At 60.4% G+C, this 24984-nt stretch carries 20 protein-coding genes and 3 pseudogenes; 6 read left to right on the top strand and 17 right to left on the bottom strand.

What is annotated here, in order from left to right; genetic code table 11:
* Positions 1-66: 66 nt before the first annotated feature.
* From ACE4QZ_RS11160 to ACE4QZ_RS11105, 12 genes and pseudogenes are all read right to left on the bottom strand, one after another.
* Positions 67-1254 (bottom strand): porin, encoded by a 1188-nt coding sequence (locus ACE4QZ_RS11160; protein WP_021784015.1) that lies wholly within the window; start codon positions 1252-1254, stop codon positions 67-69.
* Positions 1255-1645: 391 nt separating this feature from the next.
* Positions 1646-2245 carry a hypothetical protein gene (locus tag ACE4QZ_RS11155; protein ID WP_021784016.1) on the bottom strand — a complete coding sequence of 200 codons (600 nt, stop codon included), beginning with the start codon at positions 2243-2245 and terminating at the stop codon, positions 1646-1648.
* Positions 2245-2943 carry a hypothetical protein gene (locus ACE4QZ_RS11150; protein ID WP_021784017.1) on the bottom strand — a complete coding sequence of 233 codons (699 nt, stop codon included), beginning with the start codon at positions 2941-2943 and terminating at the stop codon, positions 2245-2247. Before ACE4QZ_RS11150 ends, ACE4QZ_RS11155 begins: the two co-directional genes overlap by 1 nt.
* Positions 2944-3036: 93 nt before the next feature.
* Positions 3037-3822 (bottom strand): phosphate ABC transporter ATP-binding protein PstB, encoded by a 786-nt coding sequence (pstB, locus tag ACE4QZ_RS11145; protein ID WP_021784018.1) that lies wholly within the window; start codon positions 3820-3822, stop codon positions 3037-3039.
* 50 nt (positions 3823-3872) lie between these two features.
* Positions 3873-4766, bottom strand: coding sequence for a phosphate ABC transporter permease PstA (pstA, locus tag ACE4QZ_RS11140; protein ID WP_003254119.1), 894 nt, complete (start codon positions 4764-4766; stop codon positions 3873-3875).
* Positions 4763-5731 (bottom strand): phosphate ABC transporter permease subunit PstC, encoded by a 969-nt coding sequence (gene pstC / locus ACE4QZ_RS11135; RefSeq protein WP_004574212.1) that lies wholly within the window; start codon positions 5729-5731, stop codon positions 4763-4765. Before pstC ends, pstA begins: the two co-directional genes overlap by 4 nt.
* A gap of 70 nt (positions 5732-5801) precedes the next feature.
* Positions 5802-6833: a phosphate ABC transporter substrate-binding protein PstS gene (pstS, locus tag ACE4QZ_RS11130; RefSeq protein WP_014591398.1), complete on the bottom strand. Its 1032-nt coding sequence runs from the start codon at positions 6831-6833 to the stop codon at positions 5802-5804.
* Positions 6834-7050: 217 nt separating this feature from the next.
* Positions 7051-7284: a hypothetical protein gene (locus ACE4QZ_RS11125; protein WP_021784019.1), complete on the bottom strand. Its 234-nt coding sequence runs from the start codon at positions 7282-7284 to the stop codon at positions 7051-7053.
* Between the two features lie 71 nt (positions 7285-7355).
* Complete coding sequence (locus ACE4QZ_RS11120) at positions 7356-7781, bottom strand: MAPEG family protein (RefSeq protein WP_021784020.1); 426 nt, start codon at positions 7779-7781, stop codon at positions 7356-7358.
* Positions 7778-8092 (bottom strand): hypothetical protein, encoded by a 315-nt coding sequence (locus ACE4QZ_RS11115; RefSeq protein WP_021784021.1) that lies wholly within the window; start codon positions 8090-8092, stop codon positions 7778-7780. Before ACE4QZ_RS11115 ends, ACE4QZ_RS11120 begins: the two co-directional genes overlap by 4 nt.
* A 176-nt stretch (positions 8093-8268) precedes the next feature.
* A pseudogene (locus tag ACE4QZ_RS11110) lies at positions 8269-9121 on the bottom strand (IS5 family transposase).
* Positions 9122-9238: 117 nt separating this feature from the next.
* Positions 9239-10096 carry an RHS repeat-associated core domain-containing protein gene (locus ACE4QZ_RS11105; RefSeq protein ID WP_172402874.1) on the bottom strand — a complete coding sequence of 286 codons (858 nt, stop codon included), beginning with the start codon at positions 10094-10096 and terminating at the stop codon, positions 9239-9241.
* 937 nt (positions 10097-11033) lie between these two features.
* Here ACE4QZ_RS11105 and ACE4QZ_RS11100 point away from each other — a divergent pair.
* The 4 genes and pseudogenes from ACE4QZ_RS11100 to ACE4QZ_RS11085 form a co-directional block, all read left to right on the top strand.
* Positions 11034-11242: pseudogene (locus ACE4QZ_RS11100) on the top strand (IS630 family transposase); the annotation flags it as partial.
* Positions 11243-11353: 111 nt separating this feature from the next.
* Positions 11354-12172 carry a helix-turn-helix domain-containing protein gene (locus ACE4QZ_RS11095; protein WP_021784950.1) on the top strand — a complete coding sequence of 273 codons (819 nt, stop codon included), beginning with the start codon at positions 11354-11356 and terminating at the stop codon, positions 12170-12172.
* 206 nt (positions 12173-12378) lie between these two features.
* The gene (locus ACE4QZ_RS11090; protein WP_021784951.1) at positions 12379-13254 is read left to right on the top strand and encodes a universal stress protein; all 876 of its coding nucleotides are present in this window, start codon (positions 12379-12381) and stop codon (positions 13252-13254) included.
* Positions 13255-13546: 292 nt separating this feature from the next.
* Positions 13547-14773, top strand: a complete 1227-nt coding sequence (locus tag ACE4QZ_RS11085) for an MFS transporter (protein WP_021784952.1) — start codon at positions 13547-13549, stop codon at positions 14771-14773.
* A 106-nt stretch (positions 14774-14879) separates the two neighbouring features.
* Here ACE4QZ_RS11085 and ACE4QZ_RS11080 read toward each other — a convergent pair whose 3' ends face one another.
* The 4 genes from ACE4QZ_RS11080 to ACE4QZ_RS11065 form a co-directional block, all read right to left on the bottom strand.
* The gene (locus tag ACE4QZ_RS11080; RefSeq protein WP_003254146.1) at positions 14880-15257 is read right to left on the bottom strand and encodes a DUF2493 domain-containing protein; all 378 of its coding nucleotides are present in this window, start codon (positions 15255-15257) and stop codon (positions 14880-14882) included.
* 21 nt (positions 15258-15278) lie between these two features.
* Positions 15279-17993: a magnesium-translocating P-type ATPase gene (mgtA, locus tag ACE4QZ_RS11075; protein ID WP_103444562.1), complete on the bottom strand. Its 2715-nt coding sequence runs from the start codon at positions 17991-17993 to the stop codon at positions 15279-15281.
* 740 nt (positions 17994-18733) lie between these two features.
* The gene (locus tag ACE4QZ_RS11070; protein WP_279934946.1) at positions 18734-20359 is read right to left on the bottom strand and encodes a methyl-accepting chemotaxis protein; all 1626 of its coding nucleotides are present in this window, start codon (positions 20357-20359) and stop codon (positions 18734-18736) included.
* A 248-nt stretch (positions 20360-20607) separates the two neighbouring features.
* The gene (locus ACE4QZ_RS11065; RefSeq protein WP_279934945.1) at positions 20608-22098 is read right to left on the bottom strand and encodes a PLP-dependent aminotransferase family protein; all 1491 of its coding nucleotides are present in this window, start codon (positions 22096-22098) and stop codon (positions 20608-20610) included.
* Here ACE4QZ_RS11065 and ACE4QZ_RS11060 point away from each other — a divergent pair, their 5' ends adjacent.
* Together ACE4QZ_RS11060 and ACE4QZ_RS11055 are read left to right on the top strand one after the other, a co-directional pair.
* Entirely contained in the window at positions 22099-23865 is a 1767-nt protein-coding gene (locus ACE4QZ_RS11060; RefSeq protein WP_279934944.1) for an NAD(P)H dependent flavin oxidoreductase family protein, read from the top strand.
* Positions 23866-23884: 19 nt separating this feature from the next.
* Positions 23885-24028: pseudogene (locus ACE4QZ_RS11055) on the top strand (GNAT family N-acetyltransferase); the annotation flags it as partial.
* Positions 24029-24074: 46 nt separating this feature from the next.
* Here the strand turns inward: ACE4QZ_RS11055 and dapA are convergent.
* Positions 24075-24941, bottom strand: coding sequence for a 4-hydroxy-tetrahydrodipicolinate synthase (gene dapA, locus ACE4QZ_RS11050; RefSeq protein ID WP_021784957.1), 867 nt, complete (start codon positions 24939-24941; stop codon positions 24075-24077).
* Between the last annotated feature and the right edge of the window lie 43 nt (positions 24942-24984).

The following is a 24984-nucleotide window of genomic DNA, read 5'->3' as shown; positions in this document are numbered from 1 at the left end:
GCGGGTGGGCGGTTCCATGGGCGTAAAAGGCCGCGTCAATCGGGGCCGCCTTGCGGCCCCGGGCGCTTACCAGGTCAATACCGCGCCCACGGCAAAGGTATCGGTGTCTTCGTTCTGCGCACTGGTGTCATGCCCGTCGATGGAAAACTGGTTGTACTCGGCCACCAGTTTCAGGTTGTCGTTGATGTCATGGAACAGCGCCACACCCCGGGTCTCGTAGTCCGCACCGCTGTCAACCGCACCATTGCCATCGTCCTTGGTCTTGCCATAGGACAGCGCCACGCGGTTCTTGCCGAACTTGTACGAGCCCTGCAGCAGGTAGCCGTCACTGTCGACATTGCGCAAAACCGGTTCGCCGGCATTGTTGGTGAAGAACGGGTTGATGCCCTTGGCCTGGAACCCCGAGCCGGTCAGCGACCAGCCGCCCATCTTTGCCTGCACCCCGTAACCCACCCCCTTGGAAGTGACCGTCTCTACCGTGGAGTCAGTATTGTCCGAGGTCTGGTAACTGCCGTTTATCCAGCTGTAGATCTGCGCCCCACCCAGGTCGAACTGGTAGGTGATCTCGCTCTCGGTGCGTGGGTTTTCCTGGTAGGCCTTTCCGGTCGGGCTGCTGTCGTTGGTGTCCACCGGGTCCATGATGCCCACCGCCACCCGCAGGCCGTCCATCACTGGCGTGCGGTAGGTGATCTGCGAGGTTGGGAACGGGTACGGGTAACCGCTGCCAATGTTGCCGAATGACACCCCGCCGCCGTCCACCAGCCCCAGGGTGTCGCTGACCTGGCCATAGCCGGCCAGCAGTTCGTCGAGCAGGATGTTGGAACGGGCGAACAGCCCGAAGTCCTTGCCGATCAGCACCTCGCCCCACTCGGGGTTGGCCACCGTGCCGTAAAACTGGCGTACGTCGATGGCGGTGTCGGTGCCGTTGGTTTCACTGTCGTTGATGGTTACCCAGAACGAGGCACGCGCGCCGAGCTTCAGGTCATCCACCTGCTTGCCCATGTTGAAGCCCAGGTAGTTGGGCAAGAAGCCCATCTTCACCCGCGACTGGCGGCGGTCAAACTGCTCGCCCTCGCGGTCGACCTTGCTGTTGACGTAGAAGGCGTTGATATAGCCATCGGTGGAAAACGTCGTCTGGTCCTTGTCGTACAGCATGATCTCGGCTTCGGCGACGCTGCTCAGGCCAAGCGCAGAAAAGCTGGCGATGGCGGCTGCGAGAAAACGAGGCGGCAGGTGCTTATTGTTGTTGTGCATGGCGCGCTCCAAACGGGGACGGGATGTCGGAGGCGATTATCAGAAGTGGGCAAATTGCCAGGAACGCTGCTTTGGCGTGGGGTGGCGAGTGCTTTGGGGCGGGAGGGTGTGGCCCGGTGATTTGGTCCCGGTACCTGCTTGGGTCTGGGTTCGAGACTTAGGACTTAGACATGAGTGGTAGGCAGGTATCAGTACCGCTGCATGAGCGGGTTAGTACGGTCAATTGCAGGCGTGGCTGTGTTGAAGATGCGCGGGGGATGGCACCGGCATTGCCGGTGTTCGCGGCTAAAGCCGCTCCTACAGGTGCCGTGCAAGACCCGAAGGTTGCGAGCGTCTGTGGGAGCGGGTTTACCCGCGAAGGATGCTACGCGGTCGCTGGCATTGCGTCCGTTCAGGAAGCCAGTGCCTGCGAACGCTGGCAAGCGGGCATTTCATAACGGTGCGGTTGCTGCCAGGCCAGCCGTGCCTGCACATCCACCACCGCATCCTTCACCTTCTGCGCCCAGTGCTCATCCTTCGGGCACACCACCACCACGCGGAAACCGTGGTCGACACCTTCCAGGCGCACACCTTCGGAATCATCTACGTGCAGATCAATATCAAAAGCCGAAGGCAGCTTGGAGGGAGAGTTTTCCAGCCCACGTTGGGCCAGGATATGCTGGTGCCGATCACTGTTGACCACGCCATCGACATGAATGCCGTAAAGCATCAGCCACCGGCGGATGTAAGCCGGGGTGCGCCCCGACGAGGTGTAGATCCAGATGCTGCAGCCCTGGCGGCGCAGGTCGCGGATCAGTTCACGGGTGCCGCTGCGCAGGGGCTCACCCAGCCAGCGATGGACGAAACCCGGCAGCTTGCTGTCTTCGGCAGCAGCGTGCTCGGGCAGGCAGGCCAGCGTGTCGTCGATATCGAACGAAATGCGTACCTGGCCACGCTTGAGCTTGCGCTCGATGGCTTGCCGCCCTCGGGCGAACAGTGATGAATGTTGCATCAGCGGCTCCCCTCACAGGCAGGCTCGGGCGTGCCGCTCAGGAAGAACTTGCCGGGCTCAGGCGCCTTCGCTTCCAGGAAAGCGGCGTACTTTTTCTTGATCTTGGGGAGTTCGTACAAAGCCTTGACACCGTGTTTGGCGGAGTTGCGTATGACCGAGGACGGGTTGAAGTAACCCTCGGCGTTATCCAGCGACAGCACGAATGGCGGCAGCCCGGCACGCATCAGCAAATAGCTGACAATAAGCGAACCCGTGCGGTTGTTGCCTTCGATGAACAGCTGCGGCTTGCTGAGGATCCGTACATACACACCCGCGGCCCGCTTCCAGATCGAATCGCTGCGGTACGAGCAGTACCAGTTGTACAAATCCTTGATGCCACCTTCCACGTTGTTGAAAAAATGTGCCTCGGTCGCTGCAAGGTGCGGGGCGAACTCCAGGCGACGGGCCGGATCGCTGCCGCATAGCACGGTGGCATTGATTTCCAGCATCAGGTTCAGCTGTTGCAGGTCGAACAGGTCGATACCGCGGGCGACATAGTCGTCAATCAGCGCATAGCCTTCAACCACATTCAGCAGCACCTCGTCGGTAAACGGGTCCCGCGGTTCGGTGAAATGCTGGCTGAGTTCGGTAAAACGGCCCTGCACCTCGCGCAGTGCGCGCTCTACCGCTGACAGATCAAGACGACGCGTCGCTCGCATTGGTAATCCCGGGTAACACTTTAACGGAAGGTAATGCGGCCAGGTGTTGCAACCGTCCTGGCTGCAACACCTGGCCACCTTGGGCTTGATGACTCAGCTGAACTTGCCGCTGATGTAATCGCTGGTCAGCTGCTCGCGCGGGTTCTGGAAAATCTGCGCGGTTGCGCCCATCTCGACCAGATAGCCGGTGCGGGTGCCCTGGGAAATGTCGACCGAGAAGAACGCGGTGGTGTCGGCCACACGAATCGCCTGCTGCATGTTATGGGTCACCAGCGCGATGGTGTAGTCCTTCTTCAGCTCGACCATCAGCTCTTCCACGCGGCGGGTGGCGATCGGGTCGAGTGCCGAGCAGGGCTCGTCCAGCAACAGCACTTCCGGCTCGGTGGCGATGGCACGGGCGATGCACAGGCGCTGCTGCTGGCCACCGGACAGTGACAGCCCGCTGACCTTGAGCTTGTCCTTCACTTCGTCCCACAGCGCGGCGCCTTGCAAGGCGTGCTTCACGCGATCGCCCAGGTCGCCTTTGTAGCGGTTCAGGCGCAGGCCGAAGGCCACATTGTCGAAGATGCTCATCGAGAACGGGTTGGGCTGCTGGAACACCATGCCGATATAGCGGCGCACCACAACAGGGTCGACGCCCTTGCCGTAGACATCCTGCCCAAGAAAGTGCACATGGCCTTCGAAGCGGAAGCCCTTAACCAGGTCATTCATACGGTTCAAGCTACGCAGCACGGTACTTTTGCCACAGCCCGAAGGGCCGATAAAACCGGTGATCTCGTTTTTCCTGATCGGCACATGGCTGTCACGCACGGCCATGAAGTTACCGTAGAAAATCTTGTCGAGCTTGCAGTCCATGACAATGGGGGCTTCGCTGACCATGGGAGCGGCTCTTTGCGCAGTGGATACGTTCAAGTTGGATGCTCCCTTTCTCAATACTTGGGCTTGCCGAAGACTCGGCTCAAAATGTTGATGACCAGCACGATCATGACCAGCACCAGCGAGGCCGCCCAGGCGAGCTCGAGCTGGTTGTCGAACGGCATGCCGGAGAAGTTGTAGATCAGTACCGCAAGCGAGGCTGTGGGGTTCATCACCGCCAGGTCGCCGTCGTGGTAGATCCAGTAGTTGCTGAACAACGCGGTGAACAGCAGTGGCGCGGTTTCGCCAGCGGCGCGAGCTACGGCCAGCATCACCCCGGTAAGGATGGCCGGCAGGCCGGTGGGCAGGACGATCTTCCAGATCACCTGGGCACGGGTGCAGCCCATGCCATAGGCAGCGTCCTTCATGATCTTGGGCACCATCTTCATCGACTCTTCGGCCGTCAGCACCACGATCGGCAGCATCAGCACCGCCAGGGCCACGCCGCCTGCCGGTGCCGAGTAGGTACCGGTGGTCATCACCACCAGGGCGTAGGCAAACACACCGGCCAGGATCGATGGCAGGCCAGTGAGCATCTTGGCGGCAAAGCGCGCAGCATTGGCCAGCTTGCTGTCGGGGCCGAGCTCGGCCAGGAACACCGCTGCCAGGATACCGACCGGCACAGCGATGGCGGCGGCAATGCCGACCATGACGAAGGTACCGGCCATGGCGTTACCGAAACCACCGCCCATCTCGAAGCCGGTCGGTGGCAGCTCGGTGAACACTTCCAGGTTAAGGCGTGCCCCGCCGCGAGTGATCAGCATGTACAGCACGGAAATCAGCGGCACGCTGGCCACCAGTGCCGCAAACCACGCCAGGGTGGTCAGTACCAGGCTGCGCAGGGCGCGGCCTTCCAGCTTGCGCTGCAGGCTGGGCAACGCGGCTACAGGGGTCGTCAGGTCAGTCATTGTTTGTTACCACGCTGGGCGTAGAGCATGATCATCGAGCCGAGGACGTTCACCAGCAGGGTGATGAACATCAGTACCAGTGCGGCGTACATCAGCACTTCGACCTCGTTCGGGCCGGCTTCCGGGAAGTTCAGCGCCAACAGCGCCGCCAGGGTGTTAGCCGGTGCGAACAAGGACAGGGAAATGGTGTTGGCGTTGCCGACCAGCATGGCCAGCGCCATGGTTTCACCGAGTGCACGGCCAAGACCCAGCACCAGCGAACCGAAGATGCCGGTCGCCGCCGAGGGCACCATCACCTTGAGGATGGCTTCCCAGTGGGTGGTACCCATACCGTAGGCAGCCTGCTTGGTTTTCATCGGTACACTGGTCAGCGCATCCTGGGAAACCGCAGCGATGGTCGGCAGGATCATGATCGCCAGTACCAGCGCCGCAGGCAGCAGGCCTGGGCCACTGAGGGAGGTGCCGAAAAACGGGATCCAGCCCAGCTCGCTGTTCAGCCAGGCGGTCAGCGGGCGAATCGCCGGGATGACCACATAGATGCCCCACAGGCCGTACACCACGCTGGGGATGGCGGCGAGCAGCTCGACGATGGTGCGAAACACCGCGGCAAGCTTGGCCGGAAGGAAATCCTGGGTCAGGAAAATGGCCATGCTGACGCCGAAGAAACCGGCGATCAACAGGGCGATCAAGGCGCTGTAAAGCGTACCCCAGATCGCTGGCAGAATACCGTACTTGCCTTGGTTAACGTCCCAGACGCTGCCGAACAACACGTCAAAACCGTGCTTTTCAATCCCAGGCAGTGCCTTGCGGCCGACTTCGTAGACCAGCGCGAAGACCAGCGCCAGCACCAGCACCACGCCAATGCGCGCAAGCGCACGAAAGGTGCGATCGACCAGAAAGTCTTTCGCAGACGGTGGCTGGCACGCGGAGTCGGGGTTATCCGGTATGGCAAAAGGAGTGTTCATTGGCGAGTTCCGGGACAAGGGACAAACACCCCCGGCATGGCTTCATGCCGATACCGGGAGCGCCTGGGTATTACTGGATGTTGGCGGACGCTTTACGCACCTGGTCGACTACCGACGGCGGCAGCGGGATGTAACCCATCGAGTCGGCGATGGTCTGGCCTTTGGTCAGGCTGTACTCGACCATTTCACGCATGGCCTTGGCTTTTTCCGGGTTGCCGTTGTCCTTGCGGAAAATCATCCAGGTATAGGAAGTGATCGGGTAGGACTTGGCACCGTCCGGGTCAGGCAGCCAGGCCACCAGGTTTTCCGGCATTTTCACCGCAGCCAGTGCTTCGGCACCGCTCTCGGCATTCGGCACGACGTATTGGCCAGCCTTGTTCTGCAACATGGCGAAGTCGACCTTGGCCAGCTTGGCGAAGCCGTACTCGATGTAGCCGATAGCGCCCGGGGTCTGGCGGACGGTGGCGGTTACGCCGTCGTTCTTCGGCGACTTGATGAACTTGTCGGTGGCCGGCCAGTTGACGGTGTTGCCTTCGCCCAGCCCTTGCTTGAAGTCAGCGTTGATGGCCGACAGGTGCTTGGTGAAGACGGCAGTGGTGCCGCTGGAGTCGGCACGCACGACCACGGTGATCGGGGTGGCAGGCAGCTTCAGGTCAGGGTTGGCCGCCGCGATTTGCGGGTCGTTCCACTGGGTGATCTTGCCGAGGAAGATATTGGAGTAGACGTCGCGCGGCAGCTTCAGCCCTTTAGGGTTACCCGGCAGGTTGTAAGCCAGGACGATTTCACCGGCGGTCATTGGCAGCAACTGCACGCCTTCGCCAACCTTGGCAATGTCTGCTTCGCTCATAGCCGAGTCACTGGCGGCGAAGTCGACAGTCTTGTTCAGGAAGTCCTGAACGCCCGCACCGCTGCCCTTGGACTGGTAATCGACGGTGACGCCAGCCGTGTTCTTGCTGAAGTCCTTGAACCAGGTCAGGTAGATCGGTGCAGGGAAGCTGGCGCCCGAACCGGTCAAGCGGACGTTTTCTGCAGCAAAGGCTGCCGAGGTGGCGCAAAGGGAAACCGCAACGGCGAGTGCAGCAGACTTCATCAGGCGTTTCATCAAAAAAGTGCTCCGTGTGATGGCCAGCACACTTTGCATCAGCTGTGTTACAACTTTGTGACTGTTGAATGGCAAGCCGCGCGGTAGAGCTTTTTGCCTGTGCCATCAGCCGCTGAGCCGGGACCCTGAAACGGTTCCAGCCTCATCGCAAACGCTTGAATGTGGCGATAGACCCTGCAAAGCAGCACCAGAAACAAGAACGGGCCACAGCAGGCGATCAACCAATACTGGCGAGATCTGCATCACCGGCATCCCCACAGCGGTTGCGGCATGCACATTCGAACTCGGCTTGGGCACGGGTGGAAAAGTTCAGGCTCAGACGCATCTTGTCTTGCGTGTCATAGAGGTCGTACCCCTCCGCCAGTGCGGCAGGAAAGCCAAGCCGTCGAGGATAAGCCTCTTTCTTGGGTGGCACTGCGGGAACCACAACGAAGCGTGTCTGCATGATCATCCCCTTCGGCAGTGCTTAAGTATTAGTACTGCTATGTGAAAGCATCAAGATGACTCATGCAATATTTTGGGTCAGCCGACTATTTTCGCTGCGATGAGTGAGCAGAAGCCCAGCAGGCAAATGACCCCGATGCCATAGAACAACGTTCTCCATGGCTGCAGGCCCCGCAGATAGGCCAGCGTATGCAGGACCCTGGCAACCGTGAACACCGTACTCAGCCACAGCACCGGTTGCGTGGCTGCTTCCAACGCGACAGCCAGCCCGCCGAGGGCAAAGAATATGGGAATGTTCTCCAGATCATTGGCCCATACCTTGGCAGCACGTGTCACCTGCGGGCGTTCAACGGCCTGGGCGACGCGCCTGAACACGGCAGCGTCCTCCGGGTTGGTGAACGCGACGAAGCGCAAGCGGTGATAGCCCTGATAGCAGGAAACCAGGAACATCTTGAGGAACAGCACCACCACGCACAGCGCATAGACCTGCAGAGCACCGCTCATGGCTGGCGCCCCTCGGCAACGCCTCTGGTTACCAGGTACAGCAACGGCCCCAGCGAAACGAACATGACGGTCAGCATCAGGTAAGGCAGCACCGCGATCCCGGCTCTGCCGCGCACGCGGTTGTCTCTCATCATCCAGCAACCGGCCAGCCCGGCCATCAGGTACAGGTCGATGACCACCTGGGCGGTGTCCGGCCGCGCCAGCAGTGCCAACCCGAATGCCAGCAGCGATTGCTCGGCAATCAGCAGCGTCCAGCCGGTGTACAGCGAAAACAGCACCAGTACCGCCAGCGCGCAGATACGCAAGCCCATATGGCTCTCCTTGATAGGGTTTGCCGGCACAGTAGTGATAGGGTTGCTTGCACTCAATGACCCGTGAGGTCATGGACATTGCACTCAAGGACGATCAGGGCAACGTATGATCATCGCCCACTGCCTTTGCTCAATCCAGAAGGCTGCCCAAATTACCGGGCTACTTGAAACCTTCCCTAGGCACTGTATGAAAAGTAATGTCGTAGACACCGCCGCCAGCAAGCCAGCGAGACCATCGCAGCGAAGCTTTCCGCCAGCTTGCAATAGCGTGTACCCAGACGGCGGTGCTCCTTCAATCAACCCAATAGACGTTCGATAGAATTGCGTTGCCGATACTTGGGCCTGTCAAACAGCCGCGGCAAACCCGGCTTCGGCATACGTTTCATGTCACGTAGCGGAATCACCGGTTGCATCCGATAGCGGTCGCAGCATTGCCGCAAGGATTCTGCGTCATACCCTTTGTCGGCCAAGAGCAAACGGCAACGATTGTGTGGCCGGCCTCGACTCGAAGGGATGTGGACACCGTCCAGCAGTCGTTGAACATGGGAGATGTCGCTGGCGTTTCCGCCTGAGAGCGTGAAGTGGAGTGGGATGCCACGAGCGTCACTGACCATGTGAATTTTCGTCGCCAACCCGCCCCGGCTTCGTCCAAGTGCGTGGTCCGTTGGTTCTTCGCCCCCCTTTTTTGCCTGCGCCTGAAGAGGCACGGGTGGCTCTCACGGCGGTTGAGTCGATGCACCAAGTGTTCAAGTCAATCAGGCCCTGCGCATTGAGCTTGAGGTGTAACCGCGTGAGCATCTTGTTGAAAATTCCTTGATTTCGCCAGTCTCGAAATCGTTGATAGACCGTCGACCAAGGCCCGAATCGTTCTGGCATGTCCCGCCAGGTTGCACCGGAGCACAGCACCCATAAAACGCCGTTGAGCATCAAGCGATCATCGACTCTTGGGCGTCCTGTACGTCGATGTGCGGTGAAGAGGTCCGCGACTATTTCCCATTCTGCATCGGAAAGTTCGTATCGCTTGGACATGGCAGAATCCTTCGCCTAAAAAGCGAGAAATCTACGGAAAATCGGCTTCCAGAGACTCCAGTGAGGTTTCAAAGGTCTTCATACAGAACCTAAGCTTACACAAGGTTCCACTGCCCCTCAAAATGGCGCCTCGTTAGGCCTAAGAAGCACTACAGAATCTCTTATACCTGACCGGACTGCAATTAAATGATATGCAGGCTCCCTGATGACAATTTCTAAATTTCTACGCATCTCTGCGACGCCCTCACGCACTCTAATCGAATAGTCTCGCCCTAATTTGAGGCGACTGGCGTATTTGATATAAACTCCGTATAACTCTGGTGTTTTCCCGCGCATCCAAAGACTTCGAGCGTACATAAAAGGGTGGTACGGATCAGGAGCAAGATAGAATCCCTTTCCAAACAGTTGAGCATGGCTGGAACCTTGAAACGCTGGATCAAGCCCTGACATCAAGCTGGGGCCATGCTCCTTCGAACTTCCGTGAGCTCCAAGATAATCCCAGTCACTGATGTCCTCCACACCAGGCGCACTAGAAGCAAGCGACGGTGCGGAGGCAGACCTCGCTCTCGTTTCTCGGGTATATATTTTGGTCTGGCTTGTAGTAACCGCGTTGAATAACCGACCCGCCCCTTTCGCTTCCTTAATGAAGCCAGCTTTTAGGCCAGCCCACCTGAAGAATCGAGATAAAAATGTTGGCACTGGAAAACGCCCGCTCGGGTCTCGTAAATTTATTGGATCCCCAAGGCAATAACAATAAGAATTAGTCCCACCCCGCCCGAACGGACTCATACTGTCTGGGGAGTTGAAACGCATTAAGACAGGATTGAGCCCTCGATGGCCATTACCCAACAGATAGTGCCCAGTTACTGGATCTTCTCGCTCGCCATTAAATGCAATTAACTGTGAACATCCCGAGCAGTATCCATAAGGTGTATAGCTGAGAGCCCGCCACAACTGGCATTGACTTTCATCCATGCTATTTTTAATTTTTCGTGCCATCAGCGTGCACCTCAAAGCTGCCTTTAGCACGACTGTCTCATAACAAGCCTGAAACCACTACTGGCATAAATACCAGTTTTCATGCTGACAAACTCCTGCTATGCGTGTAACGCTTATATAGCCAACGGAGGAAGAAGAGGACAGGATCAGGAGCACCAAGCACCATGATCTATTCGGTGGACCGTTATCTGGTAGAAATCCGAGCCCCATTGAAATCTACCCATTAAATCCAGCATCATTTCAGAAGTCCCCTAGTAGCAGATCTATCAGTTTCTCCTGAGCGACACCCAGGTGGAGATCAACAAACATTATTTGAAAAATTGTGCTTATTTGTTGAACAAGACGGGGGTCCGTCGGAAATTCATACCTGCAATGATAGCGCTGAAGATAAGTATTCCGATCGCGGAAAACATGACCCAGCGAACAACCTGCTTCCAATCGCCAGACCTCCAACAAAGAGGCGTTGGCGCCCCACCCTGTCACCGAGGATGCCCGCACCCAATAGCAAGCCAGCGACGATCGATGGATACATGTTGACGATCAAAAACTTGTCGGTAGTGGATGTATCGAGATGCATGGGTGAGGGTCAGAAGCGCGATCTAGAGAACGGCCATACCGATCGCGACCAACAGCAGCGCAAAAGACAGCACGAATAGTACTAGCCAGCGCCGAGGGTTGTTAGCCAGGAAGTTCTCCTTGCCACCAACACCCGACATCCATGTCGTCATTTCCTCAAGCACATCCAAGGCTAGCTGAGTAGTATCCCATTGCAAAAAACAACGAGACAATCTGTTAATTCATGTTGCACAGCATCAGGAAATCCCGCAGAAGGCGAGTTTGATCGAAAAAACAGCTGAGGGAAACGCCTCTCTTCAAACAGTTATTCAAGCGACATCAACGTATTTCATATACACTCACTCCGACCTTCAACTCCTGGATTAACTTAGTTGAGCGCATTTTTCGGGATATCACTGTTTACCCACGCGACGGCAGCCTCAGTTCGACATGCGAATTGGCCGGTTCCATTAATACATTTTTAGCGCTGCACAACGCTCAGCCCTACCGGTATGTATGGCGCGCAAAAGGCGAAACATCTTGCGCAAGATCCAGAAAGGGGACTGACGAGCCTTCCGATCACGCCTAGGCAGCACTCGCGGCGGCCTGACAACCACCAACACAAACGCCGCGCAAATTGATAGGGTTGCTTGTACTCAAGGACGATCAGGGCAACGCATGAATCATCATCTGTTCCATCGCAGCACCCCTGCCCCACACATCTCAGCGGGCCAGCATCTTCGCGAACTGCGCCGTCAGGCCAAACTCAGCCAGCTGGAACTGGCGCTGCTGACGGGACTGTCGCAGCGTCATCTGAGCTGTGTGGAAACAGGACGCGCCAAAGCCAGCCCAGGCACCTTGCATGCCCTCCTGTCGGCCCTGGATGCACCGCTGGAGCGGTGCAACGAAGTGTTCGTTGCTGCAGGATACGCGCCCCGCTACGCCGCCACACCACTCGATGCGCCTGAACTGGCCTTGGTGAATACTGCCATCGAGCATATTCTGCAGGTGAACAACCCCGCTCCGGCGATCGTCATCGACAGCAACTGGGACGTCATCGCCGCCAATGCCAGTACCGGCCTGCTGCTGGCGATGGCCGGTGTCAGCGCACAGCCGGCGACCGGCCTCAACCTGCTGCAGACACTGCTGTGCCCCGGTGGTCTGGGTGATCATATGGCCAACGCGCCGGAAATCCGCGCTGCTGCCTGGCACCGCGCATCCAGGGAGGCCGCAGGCAATCCGGCACTGGCAGCGCGCTTGCGCGACTTGCCGCCCCCGGCAAGCCCGTGCCAGATGGCAACAGCCACCCCTTTGCTGCTGACCCGCGTGAACACCCCGTATGGCGAGCTGAGGTTCCTGTCCACGTTCACCACCTTCGGCATGCCGCTGGATGTCACCGTGCAGTCACTGCGCATCGAACACCTGATCCCCGCCGACGCACAGACCCGGCAAAGCATGCAGGCAGCGTTCGAGCAGTGGTCGGCCGTTACTGCCTGAACGTCAGGGTCTGGCTGCGCCCGGTTGCGTGCTGTTGCCGGCATGATCCGCCGCCGCACCTACACGTCATTGACCCAAATCAAGCCCTCGCGCCGAGTTCGCGCGACGATGGCTGCACGCAAGGAATGACTCAAGCACCGCCAGGCGCACAGTGCTCAAGGTTTACCGCTTGATCGCTGTGCGCGGCCTTGGCCAAGGAGCCCCACATGAACCCGCTGAAACACATACTGGTTGCCACCGACCTTTCCCCACATGCCCGCAACGCCGCTGAGCGCGCTGCCTACCTGAGCGATGCGCAACAGGCCTCGCTGGACCTGCTCTACGTTGCCAACCCGGCACCCTTCGAGCGCCTCAAACAGTTGGTGACGCCTGATGACGATCTGTTGAAACGCGTACTGGATTGCGCAGGCGAGAAAACCCACGCACTGGCAGCACTGCTGTTCCAGCGTTACGGTATCTCCGCTGGCGTGCAGGTCGCCGGCGGCTCGGTGATCACGGAGATCAACCGGGTGGTGCAGGACAAGCACAGCGACCTGCTGGTGTGTGGGGCCAGGGGCCAGAGCGTGGCGCGGCGCCTGCTGCTGGGTTCAACCGTGCAGAAAATGCTCAACCACATGCCCTGCCCTTTGCTCGTGGTCAAGCCGGCCCCTCGTGATGCCTACCGCACTGTGCTGGTGCCAGTCGATTTTTCGCCCGTTTCACTGCGCACCCTCAAACTGGCCAAGGCCATTGCCCCGCAAGCGGAGATCATTCTGCTGCATGTGTACGAAGCCCCGTTTGAAGCCAGCGTGCGCTTCGCCCATATCGACCACGGCACCCTCACCCACTACCGCAATGTCATTCGCAAGGATGCAGAAGCACAACTCGCGGCGTTGAGTGAGGCTGCCGGCATGGCCGATGCACGGCAGGTCCTGGTGCACGGTAACCCGGGCTGGTGCATTGTCGAGCAGGAGCAGGAGCTGGAGTGCGACCTGATTGTGGTCGGCAAGCAGGGAGCAAGCGCGCTGGAGGAGCTGCTGGTCGGCAGCGTCACCAAGCATGTGCTGAACGAATCACTGTGTGATGTGCTGGTGGCACCATAGGCGGCATAAGCACGCTGCACTGCCGCCTGTTGCACCTGTCCGGGTCAAGCACAAGCGCCCTTGGCTAGCCTGACGGCGAACGGGTTAGGGAATAAAGCCCCCGCCCATAGCATTCGCAAGCGGGACGCCATTGCTCAGAGCAGCCGCTCTACGCAAGACGTTTCATCGATTGCGCTGATGATTACTATCGAGCGGCCTGCCTGTCGGCCAGGCAAGGCCGTCTCTACAATCGCCTGCAAATCCCCCCGCTCTTGCGCCTGCTACAGGCGAGATCCCTCATGGAACCTAACCCATGCCAAGCAACAGCCAGGCCCCTCGCGGCCTTCCCGAACACAATCAACAGAGTGTCACCCAGCAATGGCTGGCAATCCTCTCGGTAGCCGTGGGTGCGTTCGCCCTGGTCACCAGTGAGTTCCTCCCGGTGGGGGTGCTAAACGATGTGGCCAGCGACCTTGGCATCAGTGCAGGCCTTGCCGGCCTGATGGTGACCTTGCCCGGCATCATGGCTGCATTGGCCGCCCCATTGATTTCCGTAGGCGTGGGCGCGCTGGACCGGCGCTACCTGCTGATCGGCCTGACGCTGATCATGATCATTGCCAACGCCATCGTGGCCTACGCCGGCGACTTCAGCCTGCTGTTGGCCGGCCGTGTGCTACTGGGTATCAGTATTGGCGGCTTCTGGGCCACAGCCATCGCCCTCAGCGGCCGCCTGGCACCTGAAGGGATGGGCGTAGCCAAAGCCAACTCCATCATCATGGCGGGCGTAACCCTGGCGACGGTAGTGGGCGTGCCTGTGGGCACCTGGCTGAGTGGCCTGATGGGCTGGCGCATGACGTTCCTGGTCACTGCACTGGTAGGCGTACCGGTGCTGCTGGCACAGGTATTCCTGCTGCCGCGGCTGATGCCGGAAAAGGCCATCCGCATTCGCGACCTGCCGGCGTTGTTCATCAACCCGCAAGCACGGGTCGGCTTGATCGCCGTATTGCTGATCGGCCTGGCACACTTTGCTGCGTACACCTATGTCGCACCGTTTTTCAAACAGAATGCCGGCTTTGACGGGCCTACGATCGGTTCATTATTGCTGTTGTATGGCGTGGCCGGCTTCATGGGTAACATCTTCGCCGGCTTTGCTGCCAACCGCAGCGTGCGGCATACGCTGATGCTGGTCGCGCTCATGATCGCAGTCAGCACCGCCCTGTTCCCGCACTTCGCCACCGGCATGACGGGTGCCGCGATGCTGATCGCACTGTGGGGCTTTGCCTTCGGTGCGTTCCCGGCTTGCGCCAATATCTGGATGTTTGTCGTGGCGCCCAAGGACGTCGAGCGTGGCATGCCACTGTTCGTGGCCATGTTCCAGGTAATCATTGCCGTGGGCTCGTTCTTCGGCGGGCAAGTCGTAGACCATATGGGCACTGCGGTACTGCTGAGCCTGGCCACGGCGCTGGTGGGCTGTGGCTTTGTCACCGTGCTGGTGCTGGGGCGCAACGTCAGCAACGATCTGGCGACGCAGCCAGGCTGAGCAGCCGCCCAGGGCGGCTGCGCAATGCTTGAGGCCGTGAAACCGAGGCGCCTGCTTCGCGGGCAAGCCCGCTCCCACAGGTACCGCACGGCCCCAGGCGCTTGCATTAGCTGCAATCGCCCCGCTCAGGCTGACGTGGTTGCCTGGCGCACATCACCTGAACCTCGGCGCCACGGGCCCTGGCCAGCAGCTCCTCGGTGTCATCCCCGCCGGGCAAGGCAAGCAACAAGTCAGGGCGGCTGTCATTGAGCATGAACAGATTGCGCAAGCGTTCGGCCTGCTTGCCGTGCAGCTGCCAGTTTGGCGGGTAACGCACCAGATCGGCGCCATGCTCGCGTGCCCAGCTTTCAATTTCCCCGCCAAGAAACTGGCTGCCACCGTGGATCAACACCCGGATCGGCCGCTGGCGCTGGACGTCGTCCAAGGCCTGCCGGCAGCGCCGGGTGTCTGCGTAATTGCGTCCTGCACAGATCAGTACTCGCATGGTCGGCTCTCCTTGAATGACTCAGAACCACTGGCCGAAACGGCGGATGTAGAGGGTCTTCATGGCCTGGGCGACCACGCAGTAGCCCAGCAGGGTAGCGACCAGCCAAGGGAAGTACTCCCACGGCAGCGGCACCAGGCCAACCATCGCGCCCACAGGAGAGAACGGGATATAGATACCCAATACCATGACCAGCCCTGTTGCCAATACCACCGGCAATGCAGCGGTGCTCTGGAAGAACGGCACCTTGCGAGTGCGCAGCATGTGCACTACCAGCGTCTGGGACAGCAACCCCTCGATGAACCAGCCGGACTGGAACAGCGCCTGCATTTCGACGCTGTTGGCGGCGAACACGTACCACATCAGGGCGAACGTGGTGATGTCGAAGATCGACGACGTAGGACCTATCCACAACATGAATCGGCCGATGTTGCGGGCATCCCATTTGCGTGGCTTGCTGAGGAACTCCTTGTCCATGCGGTCCCAGGGCAACGACAGCTGGGAAAAGTCGTACATCAGATTCTGTAGCAACAAGTGAATCGCCAGCATCGGCAGGAACGGAATGAACGCACTGGCCACCAGGACCGAGAACACGTTGCCGAAGTTGGAGCTGGCAGTCATGCACAGGTACTTCATGATGTTGCCGAAGGTTTCGCGGCCTTTGAGCACGCCCTCCTCGAGCACCATCAGGCTCTTTTCCAGCAAAATGATGTCGGCTGATTCCTTGGCGATGTCGGTGCCGCTGTCCACCGAGATACCGACGTCAGCGTCGCGCAGGGCGGCGGCGTCGTTGATGCCGTCGCCAAGGAAGCCCACGGTGTGACCATTGGCCTGCAGGGCCTTGAGCACCCGTGATTTCTGCAGCGGGGTGAGCTTGGCGAAGACGGTGCGCTCCTCCACCTGAAGCTTCAGGGTGGTGTCGTCCATGCCCTCGATGTCCTGGCCGAGCAAGGGCTGGCCTGGCGCCAGGCCCACTTCACGGCAGACCTTGGACGTGACCACCGGGTTGTCGCCGGTCAGTACCTTTACCTGCACGCCCATGTCGCGCAAGGCGGCGATGGCCGGGCCGGCAGTTTCCTTGGGGGGGTCGAGGAAGGTCAGCAAGCCCTGGATGACCAGATCGCGCTCATCTTCGGTGTGATACTGCGCCTTGCCTTCGGCCGCCGGGATCTCCCGGGTGGCAACCACCAGCACGCGGAAGCCGTCCTGGTTGAAGGCATCGACCCTGGCCATCAGCTGCTGGCGACGGCACGGATCAAGGGCAACGACCTTGTCGCCTTTCTGCACATGGGTGGCGATGGCGAGCATCTCCTCGACCGCCCCTTTGCTTACCAGCAGGTGATCGCCCAAGGCATTCTTCACCACCACTGACAGGCGGCGGCGGATGAAGTCGAACGGCAGTTCGTCGACCTTTGCGTAGGCGTAAGGCGCCTGGAACTGGTGGTCCTGGCCGGCGAAATGCAGCACGGCCTGGTCCATCAGGTTGCGGATGCCGCTTTGGTGATAGCTGTTGAGCCAGGCCAGTTCGAGGATGTGCTTGTCGGTTTGGCCGTCGAAGCGCACATGGTGCTCGAGGATGATCCGATCCTGGGTGAGCGTACCGGTCTTGTCGGTGCACAGCACATCCATGGAGCCGAGGTTCTGGATGGCGTTCAGGCGTTTGACCACCACCTTGCGCCGGGCCATGGCCACGGCGCCCTTGGCCAGGTTGGCGCTGACGATCATCGGCAGCATTTCCGGGGTCAGGCCCACTGCCACGGCAAGCGCGAAGAGGAAGGCATCACCCCAGTCGCCTTTCACCACTCCGTTGATCATGAATACCACTGGCACCATCACCAGCATGAAGCGGATCAACAGGCTGCTGACGCTGTTCACGCCGCGGTCAAAAGCGGTCTGGCTGCGCGAACCGGCAATGGCCTTGGCCAGCGAGCCAAAATAAGTGCGTCGGCCGGTGGCGACCACCACGGCGCGGGCGCGGCCACTGACCACATTGGTACCCATGAAGCAGATGTTCGGCAACTCGAGCAGGTTGTCCTGGCGGCCGCCATGCTCGGCGGCGGACTTCTGCGCGACATTGCCCAAGGTGTCGTACTTTTCGACCGGCAACGCTTCGCCAGTGAGCACGGCCTGGCTGATAAACAGGTCACGCGCTTCGAGCAGGCGGATATCGGCGGGAATCATGTCACCTGCAGAAAGCTGCACGATGTCGCCAGCCACCAGTTCGTCCATGGGCACTTCGCGCAGGCGCGGGGCTTGGCCGACCTGCTCGCGACGCAACACAGTGGCGGTAGTGCGCACCATTGCCTTGAGCGCGTCGGCAGCCTTGTTCGAGCGGTACTCCTGCCAGAAGCGCAGCAGGCTGCTGAGGCTGACCATGGTCATGATGATGATGACCTTGGTCAGGTCGGCGTCGTCTGCTTCGCCTGCGCTGACCGGCAGCCAGTAGTCGGTGACAAAGCTGATCCCGGCCAGGGTCAGCAGTACATAGATGAACGGGTTGTTCAGGGCCTTGAGCAGCTGCACCAGGGCGTGGGGTTGCGGGTCGTGGGCAACCTGGTTGGCCCCATCGCGCGCCAGGCGCTTGGCGGCTTCGTGCTCGGTCAGGCCCTGTTCGCTGGCATCGAGATTAGCGAGGGTGACGGCCAGGCCATTGCGCGCTTCACGGGCGGCGCGGGTGGACAGGCGGGTTTCGCGTTCGGCCTTGGCCGATGAGGTGTTACGGTGTTTGACAGTCATGTTGCTGTGCTCCTGCCGCTGCGGCGGCACGACACACAGACGTTTCACTCAGGCGGTGAACGAAGGCATGTCGGGTCGCTGAATAATGCTGGTTCTTTCCGACAGTTGTCTGTCCGCTGCCGAGAGTCGGAAGTTGTTTCGGCAGCGAACTTTCTACTCGCGCAATCCATGGTTTGATTCCTTTTCATGAACACAGGGCAATAGTTATCCCGCGAACTTTTAACGTAAAAAGTTCGAGCACAAAGATACCGTTCAATATCTTTTATTCAGTGAGAAGTGCGGGGGCTCAAGCGTGCATGAAGACGCGCCAGCACCCCGTAACTACTTGGGGGGTGCTGGTGGTGGTCAAGGTAGCCGTGCAGACGCCGCGGCCAGGCGCGGGCCTGCCGCGGTGCAAGGCACGCAGGCTGGCGATGTGAAACGAATGAAGTGAGGTTCATGAGCTTGCCTCCAACCGGCCAACACCGGCGGCGGCAAGTCTCGGGGAGCATCAGGCTCTGGCGCGGCTTGCCCGACCGGGGTGTCGGGACCGGTGTTCCGGTTCAAGTGCCTGACCGGGCCATACGGCAGGGGTCAGGCAGCGACTAGATACTGTGTCCATTGAATTCTTCAGTGAAGGGAAAAAAGGCCCCGTGCTCGGGGCGGTCGAACTTTATTCAAGCGTAGTATCGAAGTCAACCCGCAAGGGGAACTTTAAATAAGTTTAACCTTATCTTAATGTTCCACGCAGGCGCAGCGCCTCAAACCTTGAACCGCCCCACCAACGCCGTCATCTCCCCCACCAGCCCCGACAACGCCTTGCTCGCCTCGCTGGTCTGCTGCGCACCCGCAGCGGAATGGTTAGACAGTTCGCGGATGTTCAGCAAGTTGCGGTCTACTTCCCGCGCCACCTGAGCCTGCTCTTCGGCCGCACTGGCAATGACCAGATTGCGCTCGTTGATTTCGCCGATCGCACTGTAGATGCCCTCCAGCACTTGCCCCGAGGCCAGGGTCACGTCCAGTGTCGACTGGGCGCGGTTGGTGCTGGTCTGCATGGAAGCCACCGCAGCTTCGGTCCCCGCCTGTACGCTGCCGATCATCTGCTCGATTTCCTGGGTCGATTGTTGCGTGCGGTAGGCCAGTGTGCGCACCTCATCCGCCACCACCGCAAAGCCGCGCCCGGCCTCACCGGCACGGGCCGCCTCGATGGCAGCATTGAGCGCCAGCAGGTTGGTCTGCTCGGACACCGAGCGGATCACTTCCAGCACCTTGCCGATGTCCCGCACCTGCCCCACCAACTGCTGCAGGTGCGCACTGCTGGTCTGGATTTCGCGGGTCATGGCTTCGGTGCCGTCGATATTTTCACTGACTTGCCGGCGGCTTTGCGCGGCCAGCTGGTTGGATTCACTGGTGGTTTGCGAGGTGGTGATCGCGTTGCGCGCAACCTCCTCCACTGCCGTGGTCATTTCGGTCACGGCAGTCGCGGCCTGCTCCAGCTCCTGCCCCTGCTGACGCAGGTTGTTGGCGCTTTCCTCGGTGACCGCGTTCAACGCCGTGGCGGCGGCGTCCAGCTGCCGGGCACAGTTGTTGATCTGCCCAAGGGTGTCGCGCTGGCTCTGCTGCATGCGCTGTAGCTCATGGAACAGTTGGCCGATCTCGTTGTTGCCCTGCCCTTGCACCGGCACACTCAGGTCGCCACTGGCAATGCGCTGGAAATGCCCACCGGCTTCACGCAGGGGGTGCAACACACGCTGGGCAATGAACGCCCAGCACAGCACCGCCAGCACCACGGTCACGCCCAGCAGGCACAGGCTCAGCAATTGTGCCCGGGCCAGACGCCGGTCGGACTCGAGCATGATTTGCTGGCCACGTTCGCTCAGTGTGGTCACCAGCTGCTGGCGCAGGGTTTGCAACCGCCCCATGGCATTACCGGCATCGCTGTTGACCTTGAAATACTGCTCCAGCGAACGCTGGCGGGTCGCTTCACGCTGCCCAGCCACCGCCTTGGCGTATTCGGCAAAGGTAGCCTGCAGCTCGGTTGCCAACCCGCGAAGGGCGGGTTCGCGGGCGTTTTCGACAAATTCGTCGACCAGCGCCTGGCTCTTGTTGTTCAGCTCCACCGACAGCGCCATGCGTTTGCCTGCACTCTCGTCATGGCCACCCAACTGCTCGATAAAACCCGAAGACACGTTGGCGCTGGAACGAATCGCCATCAGCAACGCATTGTTCAAACGGTCCGACTGGTGCGCAGTCTGGTCCAGTTCAGTGATCTGCTGGTCGCTACCCAAGGCAGCCCACCAGGCACTGGCGGTCGAAAACAGCAGGGTCAGGCTGAACAGCGACAACACCCAGAACATTCCGGTGCGAATTTTCAGGTTGGCAAGCATGCGGGCAGTACTCCTTGTTGGCACCACTTCTGATCGATGATTCGAGGGTGGGTGTGCTGCTATCGGAGGTACTGGCGCAGGCTTGAGGCGCCGCGATGCGGTTATGTGCGGTAACCGAACGGAATGCGTTGAGACCCAGAGGCCTCGAAACCCTTGAGGGCATAACCCTTTTGCATAAATCCTGAGGCCAGCGCGATCACTGTGGGAGCGGGCTTGCCCGCGAACACGGGCGAAGCCCGTGCCATCCGCTACCGCGCCTTGCCAATCGCTTTCGCTGCGTCTGCCAGGCGTTGGGTCGCCTGCCGGATCTCATCGGCATCCAGCGACGCAAACCCCAGGCGCAAGGCGTTCTCGGCATGGCCAAACGGTGAAAACTGTCGCCCACTGCGCACCACCAGGTCCCGTTCCAGCGCTTTGTCGACCAACTGATCCACGTTGATCTCATCGGCAAACCTCACCCACAACGCCAGACCACCTTCTGGCGCCTGCACGCTGATCTGCTCACCGAACGCATCGCGCAAACACCCCAACAAGGTCTCACGCCGGCGCCGGTACTCGCGGTTGACCCGGCGCAAGTGCTTCTTCAGTTCGCCATCATTGATCAGGTCCGCCAACATCTGCTGCATGACTGCATCGCCCTGCCCCAGGGTCAACATCGCCCTGCGTTCCAGCACGGTTGTCACTTCCACCGGTGCCACGATATAGCTGCAACGGAACGTGCTGCCCAAAGGCTTGGACAGTGAGCCAATGTAAATCACGTGCCGCTGCTGGCGGTCGCTGGCCAACGGCAGATAAGGCCGCCCGGCAAAGTGGTATTCGTAGTCGTAATCTTCTTCGACCACGCAAAAGGCATGCTGGCGGGCCAGCTCCAGCAGCTGTTGCCTGCGCCCGGCTGGCAGGCTGACCGTGGTCGGGAACTGGTGATGGGGTGTTATGTACATCATCCGCACCTTGTGCTGCCGGCACAGGGCATCTAGCTGATCGACCCGGCACCCCTCATGGTCCAGCTCCACAGTCACCAGGCGGGCACCCAGCTGACGGAAGATCTCCCAGGCGGGGGGGTAACTCAGGCGCTCGACCAGCACAACGTCACCCGGCTTGAGCAACACACTGGCCACCAGGGACAGCGACATCTGCACCCCCTGGGTCAGGCAGATATGCTCGGCGCCAACGTTCAGGCTGCGATTGTGCCGCAGCATATCGGCCAGGGCGCTGCGCAGATTGCGGCTGCTGCACTCGCTGCCATGGCGCACGCTGTTGCTGGTGAAGCTGCTGCGCAAGGCATTGCGGTAATAACGGTGCAGTACAGCCTGTGGCAGCAGGCGGTGGTCACAGGCGCCGTTGTCGAAGAACAAGGCCCCTGGCCGCCCTTGCTGCGCTACAGCCTGTTCGTTCGCCTTGAAGTAGGCAACGGCAGGCTCCTCTGGCAGCGCCAGAGCAAAAGGCCGCACGGCACTGGGCACGGCCGCGGTGCCTGGCGCCAGTTGCTGGCTGACGAAGGTGCCCCGGCGTTGCACGCTTTGCAGCCAACCCTTGGTTTCGGCTTCCTCATAAGCAAGGATCACGGTCTTGCGATTGACGTTCAGCAATTGCGCCATCTCCCGCGTGCCCGGCAACGGCGTGCCAGGGCGCAGGCGACCCTCGCTGATTGCGGCCACCAGCCCTTCGACGATCTGCCGGTACGAAGCCTGTGCCCCATCGAGCCTGAGCAGTGGCTGCCATTTACGAAGCTGGACCATATGAAATATCCAAAACTGGAGGTTCTGCTGGTCCTGGACTATAGCAACAATCGAACCTCCATTTGCCCCGAGGTGCTCATGCAAAGCCGCCACGTCATTGAATTGTCGCCCTCGGGCAAAACCTTCGAAGCCAGCCAGGAGCTGCTGCTCGATGCCATGCTCGCCAGCGGCCTGCCGGTACCCTTTTCATGCCGCCGCGGCGCCTGCGGCTCGTGCAAGGTCAAGGTGGTCTCAGGGCAGCATCAGGACAAGCAGCGGGATGCGGACACACCGCCGCCTTCCTACCCCTTGGCCGCCGACGAGATGTTGCTGTGCCAGAGCCACGCCTGCAGCGACATGCGCCTGGAAATACCCGGCTGGTCACTGGACGCCCCGGCACTGGAAACCCAGGCACAGGTTGTTGGCAAGCGCGCGCTGAGCGCAGATATCGTCGAGCTGGTGTTGCAGCCTGCTCAGCCACTGGAGGTGCGGGCGGGCCAGTACATGCGGTTCCAGCTGGACAACGGCGACAGCCGCTGTTTCTCCATTGCCAACCTGCCTGCCCAGGAACAAGGGCAACTGGTGTTTCACATCCGCAAGGTCAGCGGTGGGCTGTTCACCGAAGGTTTGCTGCCCACCCTGCAAGCAGGTGCAACGGTAAAGCTCGAAGGCCCGTTGGGCGCCTGTACCTGGCAGCACGATGACCAGCGCCCGCTGATCCTTTTCGCCACCGGCACAGGTTACGCCGGCATCAAGCCGCTGCTGCTGACGGCCTTGGCCGGCGATGCCGAAGTCACGCTGTACTGGGGCGGCTCTTCGCCGGCGGATTTCTATGACCGCGAATTTCTCGATGTGTCCAGCCGTGTGCACCCGCACTTTCGCTGGCAACCGGTGCTCTCGGCCCAGGCACGTATACAACAGGTGGCGCTCAGCCAGACGCATCGCTGGGACGAAACCCAGGTATATGCCTGTGGCAATGCCACGATGATCACCCAGGCCCGCGAGCAATGCCTTGCAGCAGGGGTACAACCCCATCGCTTTGTGGCCGAGGCCTTTGTCGCCAGCGGTGCACTGACAACGCAGGCTTCATCAGCCAGCACGCTGCACCCTCAGCTGGAAAAGGTCGGCCCACGTTATTCGCTGGACGGCATGCTCGCAGCCCGCGAACAGTCGGTACGGGCCGTGGCCGCCATTGCCAGCCAACTACAGGTCGGCATGACCACCGCCCAGGCACTGGAGATGGCCGCGCATACCCTGCAGGCGATGGGCGCCTCACACACCTGGCACCCCACCTACATCCGTTTTGGTGACGATACCGTGCGTACGCCACGGCAAGGCATTGACCTTCAACGTGTGCTACGTACCACGGACATCGTCGTGGTCGACGTTGGGCCGGTATGGGATGGCTATGAAGGTGACTATGGCGATACCTTCGTGTTTGGCCAGCACGCTTTGCACCACGCCTGCGTGGAGGCACTGCATGAGGTGTTCGACGAGACCCGTCAGGCCTGGGGCCGCGGGTTGACCGGGCGTGAACTGTATGACTTCGCCGAGCGCAGTGCCCAAGCCAAAGGTTGGCAGCTGGAGCGCAACCTGGCCGGGCATCGCATCGCCGACTTCCCGCATGTGTTGTATAGCCAGGACAAGCTGGCCGAGGTGGAGATTGTCCCGAGCGAGGTGGTGTGGGTGCTGGAGATACAGCTGTGCCACCCTACCGAACCTGTCGGGGCATTCTTCGAAGACATCCTGATTGGCGAACGCAAGCCGGGCGCTGCCACGGCAGCTTGAGGCCGCAATCAACGCACACCATGCCAGAGCTGAGGTGATGACGGTAAAGGCGTCATTGTCTTCTGTACCCGCCTACCAACGCTACGGCTTCACCCTGGCAGGCAACGTGGGTGAGTTTGCCGGGCTGGTGTATCAGCCAGTGGAAAAGCGCCTGCCGGCCCAGGCCCAGAGCGTGGCTGCTCTTCAACCCGCCATCAACCGCTGCCGCTTCACGCGTCGAGTGAACACAGCACGCTTTGCAGCTTGCTTCGGGTGGGATCCGTACACGCCTGCATGGGCTCGCGCAGCTCGTCTGCAATCAGGCTTTGCAGCTGCAACGCCGCCTTGACCACAGCCGGGTTGGGCTCGGCAAAGGCCACCTTGATCCAGGGCAGCAACTGGTAGAACGTGCCACGCGCGGCGGCCCAATCACCGCTGTCGACCTGCTGCACCATGCGTACGTACAGGTCGGCGCGAACATGTGCGGAGGCCGAAATGGCCCCTGCCCCACCCAGGCACAGGTTATTGAAGATTTGCAGGTCTTCACCGGCCAGCACCTGGGCGTGGCCGTCTTCGATCAGGGCCATGGTCGTCTCGCTGTCACCGCCACAGTCTTTCACTGCCGCAATGCGTGGATGGCGCACGATACGGCGCAGGGTTTCGCGTTCGATGCGTACGCCGGTGCGGTAGGGAATGTCGTAGACGATCACTGGCACGCTGGCGGCATCGGCCACGGTGGCGAAGAAGGCTTCGATGCCAGCCTGCGAAGGGCGAATGTAGCAAGGTGCGGGAACCAGCAGCCCGCCAATGTCACGCTGCTGGATTTCAGCCTGGAAGGCCAGCAACTCACGCAGGTTGTAACCTGACAGGCCCATCACCACCCTGCCAGGCTCCACCCAGGCCAGCATGGCATCCAGCACCGCCAGTTGCTCGGCCTTGGACAGCGCCGCCGCCTCACCCGTGGTCCCACACACCACAAAACCGGTCACACCGTCTTCGAGCAACTTCTTCACCAGCTTTTCCAGGCCTGGGAAGTCAATTTCATTAGCGCGCATTGGCGTGACGAGGGCGATCCAGATACCACGGAAATTCGACATGCAAAAACTCCTGATGTTGACCGAAAGTCAGCGTCAGCAGGGC

The organism is Pseudomonas sp. DCA-1 (assembly GCF_046523955.1).
Lineage (GTDB): Bacteria > Pseudomonadota > Gammaproteobacteria > Pseudomonadales > Pseudomonadaceae > Aquipseudomonas > Aquipseudomonas putida_Y.
This window is presented reverse-complemented; position numbering and strand designations above follow the sequence as displayed.

What these genes read in the sequence shown, in the direction of transcription:
- mgtA (WP_103444562.1), bottom strand. Translation starts at nt 17,993, where the DNA reads ATGACTGTCAAACACCGTAACACCTCATCGGCCAAGGCCGAACGCGAA.
- ACE4QZ_RS11125 (WP_021784019.1), bottom strand. Translation starts at nt 7,284, where the DNA reads ATGATCATGCAGACACGCTTCGTTGTGGTTCCCGCAGTGCCACCCAAG.
- ACE4QZ_RS11150 (WP_021784017.1), bottom strand. Translation starts at nt 2,943, where the DNA reads ATGCGAGCGACGCGTCGTCTTGATCTGTCAGCGGTAGAGCGCGCACTG.
- pstB (WP_021784018.1), bottom strand. Translation starts at nt 3,822, where the DNA reads ATGGTCAGCGAAGCCCCCATTGTCATGGACTGCAAGCTCGACAAGATT.
- ACE4QZ_RS11060 (WP_279934944.1), top strand. Translation starts at nt 22,099, where the DNA reads ATGAAATATCCAAAACTGGAGGTTCTGCTGGTCCTGGACTATAGCAAC.
- ACE4QZ_RS11090 (WP_021784951.1), top strand. Translation starts at nt 12,379, where the DNA reads ATGAACCCGCTGAAACACATACTGGTTGCCACCGACCTTTCCCCACAT.
- ACE4QZ_RS11085 (WP_021784952.1), top strand. Translation starts at nt 13,547, where the DNA reads ATGCCAAGCAACAGCCAGGCCCCTCGCGGCCTTCCCGAACACAATCAA.
- ACE4QZ_RS11065 (WP_279934945.1), bottom strand. Translation starts at nt 22,098, where the DNA reads ATGGTCCAGCTTCGTAAATGGCAGCCACTGCTCAGGCTCGATGGGGCA.
- pstA (WP_003254119.1), bottom strand. Translation starts at nt 4,766, where the DNA reads ATGACTGACCTGACGACCCCTGTAGCCGCGTTGCCCAGCCTGCAGCGC.
- ACE4QZ_RS11160 (WP_021784015.1), bottom strand. Translation starts at nt 1,254, where the DNA reads ATGCACAACAACAATAAGCACCTGCCGCCTCGTTTTCTCGCAGCCGCC.
- pstS (WP_014591398.1), bottom strand. Translation starts at nt 6,833, where the DNA reads ATGAAACGCCTGATGAAGTCTGCTGCACTCGCCGTTGCGGTTTCCCTT.
- ACE4QZ_RS11120 (WP_021784020.1), bottom strand. Translation starts at nt 7,781, where the DNA reads ATGAGCGGTGCTCTGCAGGTCTATGCGCTGTGCGTGGTGGTGCTGTTC.
- ACE4QZ_RS11070 (WP_279934946.1), bottom strand. Translation starts at nt 20,359, where the DNA reads ATGCTTGCCAACCTGAAAATTCGCACCGGAATGTTCTGGGTGTTGTCG.
- dapA (WP_021784957.1), bottom strand. Translation starts at nt 24,941, where the DNA reads ATGTCGAATTTCCGTGGTATCTGGATCGCCCTCGTCACGCCAATGCGC.
- ACE4QZ_RS11105 (WP_172402874.1), bottom strand. Translation starts at nt 10,096, where the DNA reads ATGGATGAAAGTCAATGCCAGTTGTGGCGGGCTCTCAGCTATACACCT.
- ACE4QZ_RS11095 (WP_021784950.1), top strand. Translation starts at nt 11,354, where the DNA reads ATGAATCATCATCTGTTCCATCGCAGCACCCCTGCCCCACACATCTCA.
- ACE4QZ_RS11155 (WP_021784016.1), bottom strand. Translation starts at nt 2,245, where the DNA reads ATGCAACATTCATCACTGTTCGCCCGAGGGCGGCAAGCCATCGAGCGC.
- ACE4QZ_RS11080 (WP_003254146.1), bottom strand. Translation starts at nt 15,257, where the DNA reads ATGCGAGTACTGATCTGTGCAGGACGCAATTACGCAGACACCCGGCGC.
- ACE4QZ_RS11115 (WP_021784021.1), bottom strand. Translation starts at nt 8,092, where the DNA reads ATGGGCTTGCGTATCTGCGCGCTGGCGGTACTGGTGCTGTTTTCGCTG.
- pstC (WP_004574212.1), bottom strand. Translation starts at nt 5,731, where the DNA reads ATGAACACTCCTTTTGCCATACCGGATAACCCCGACTCCGCGTGCCAG.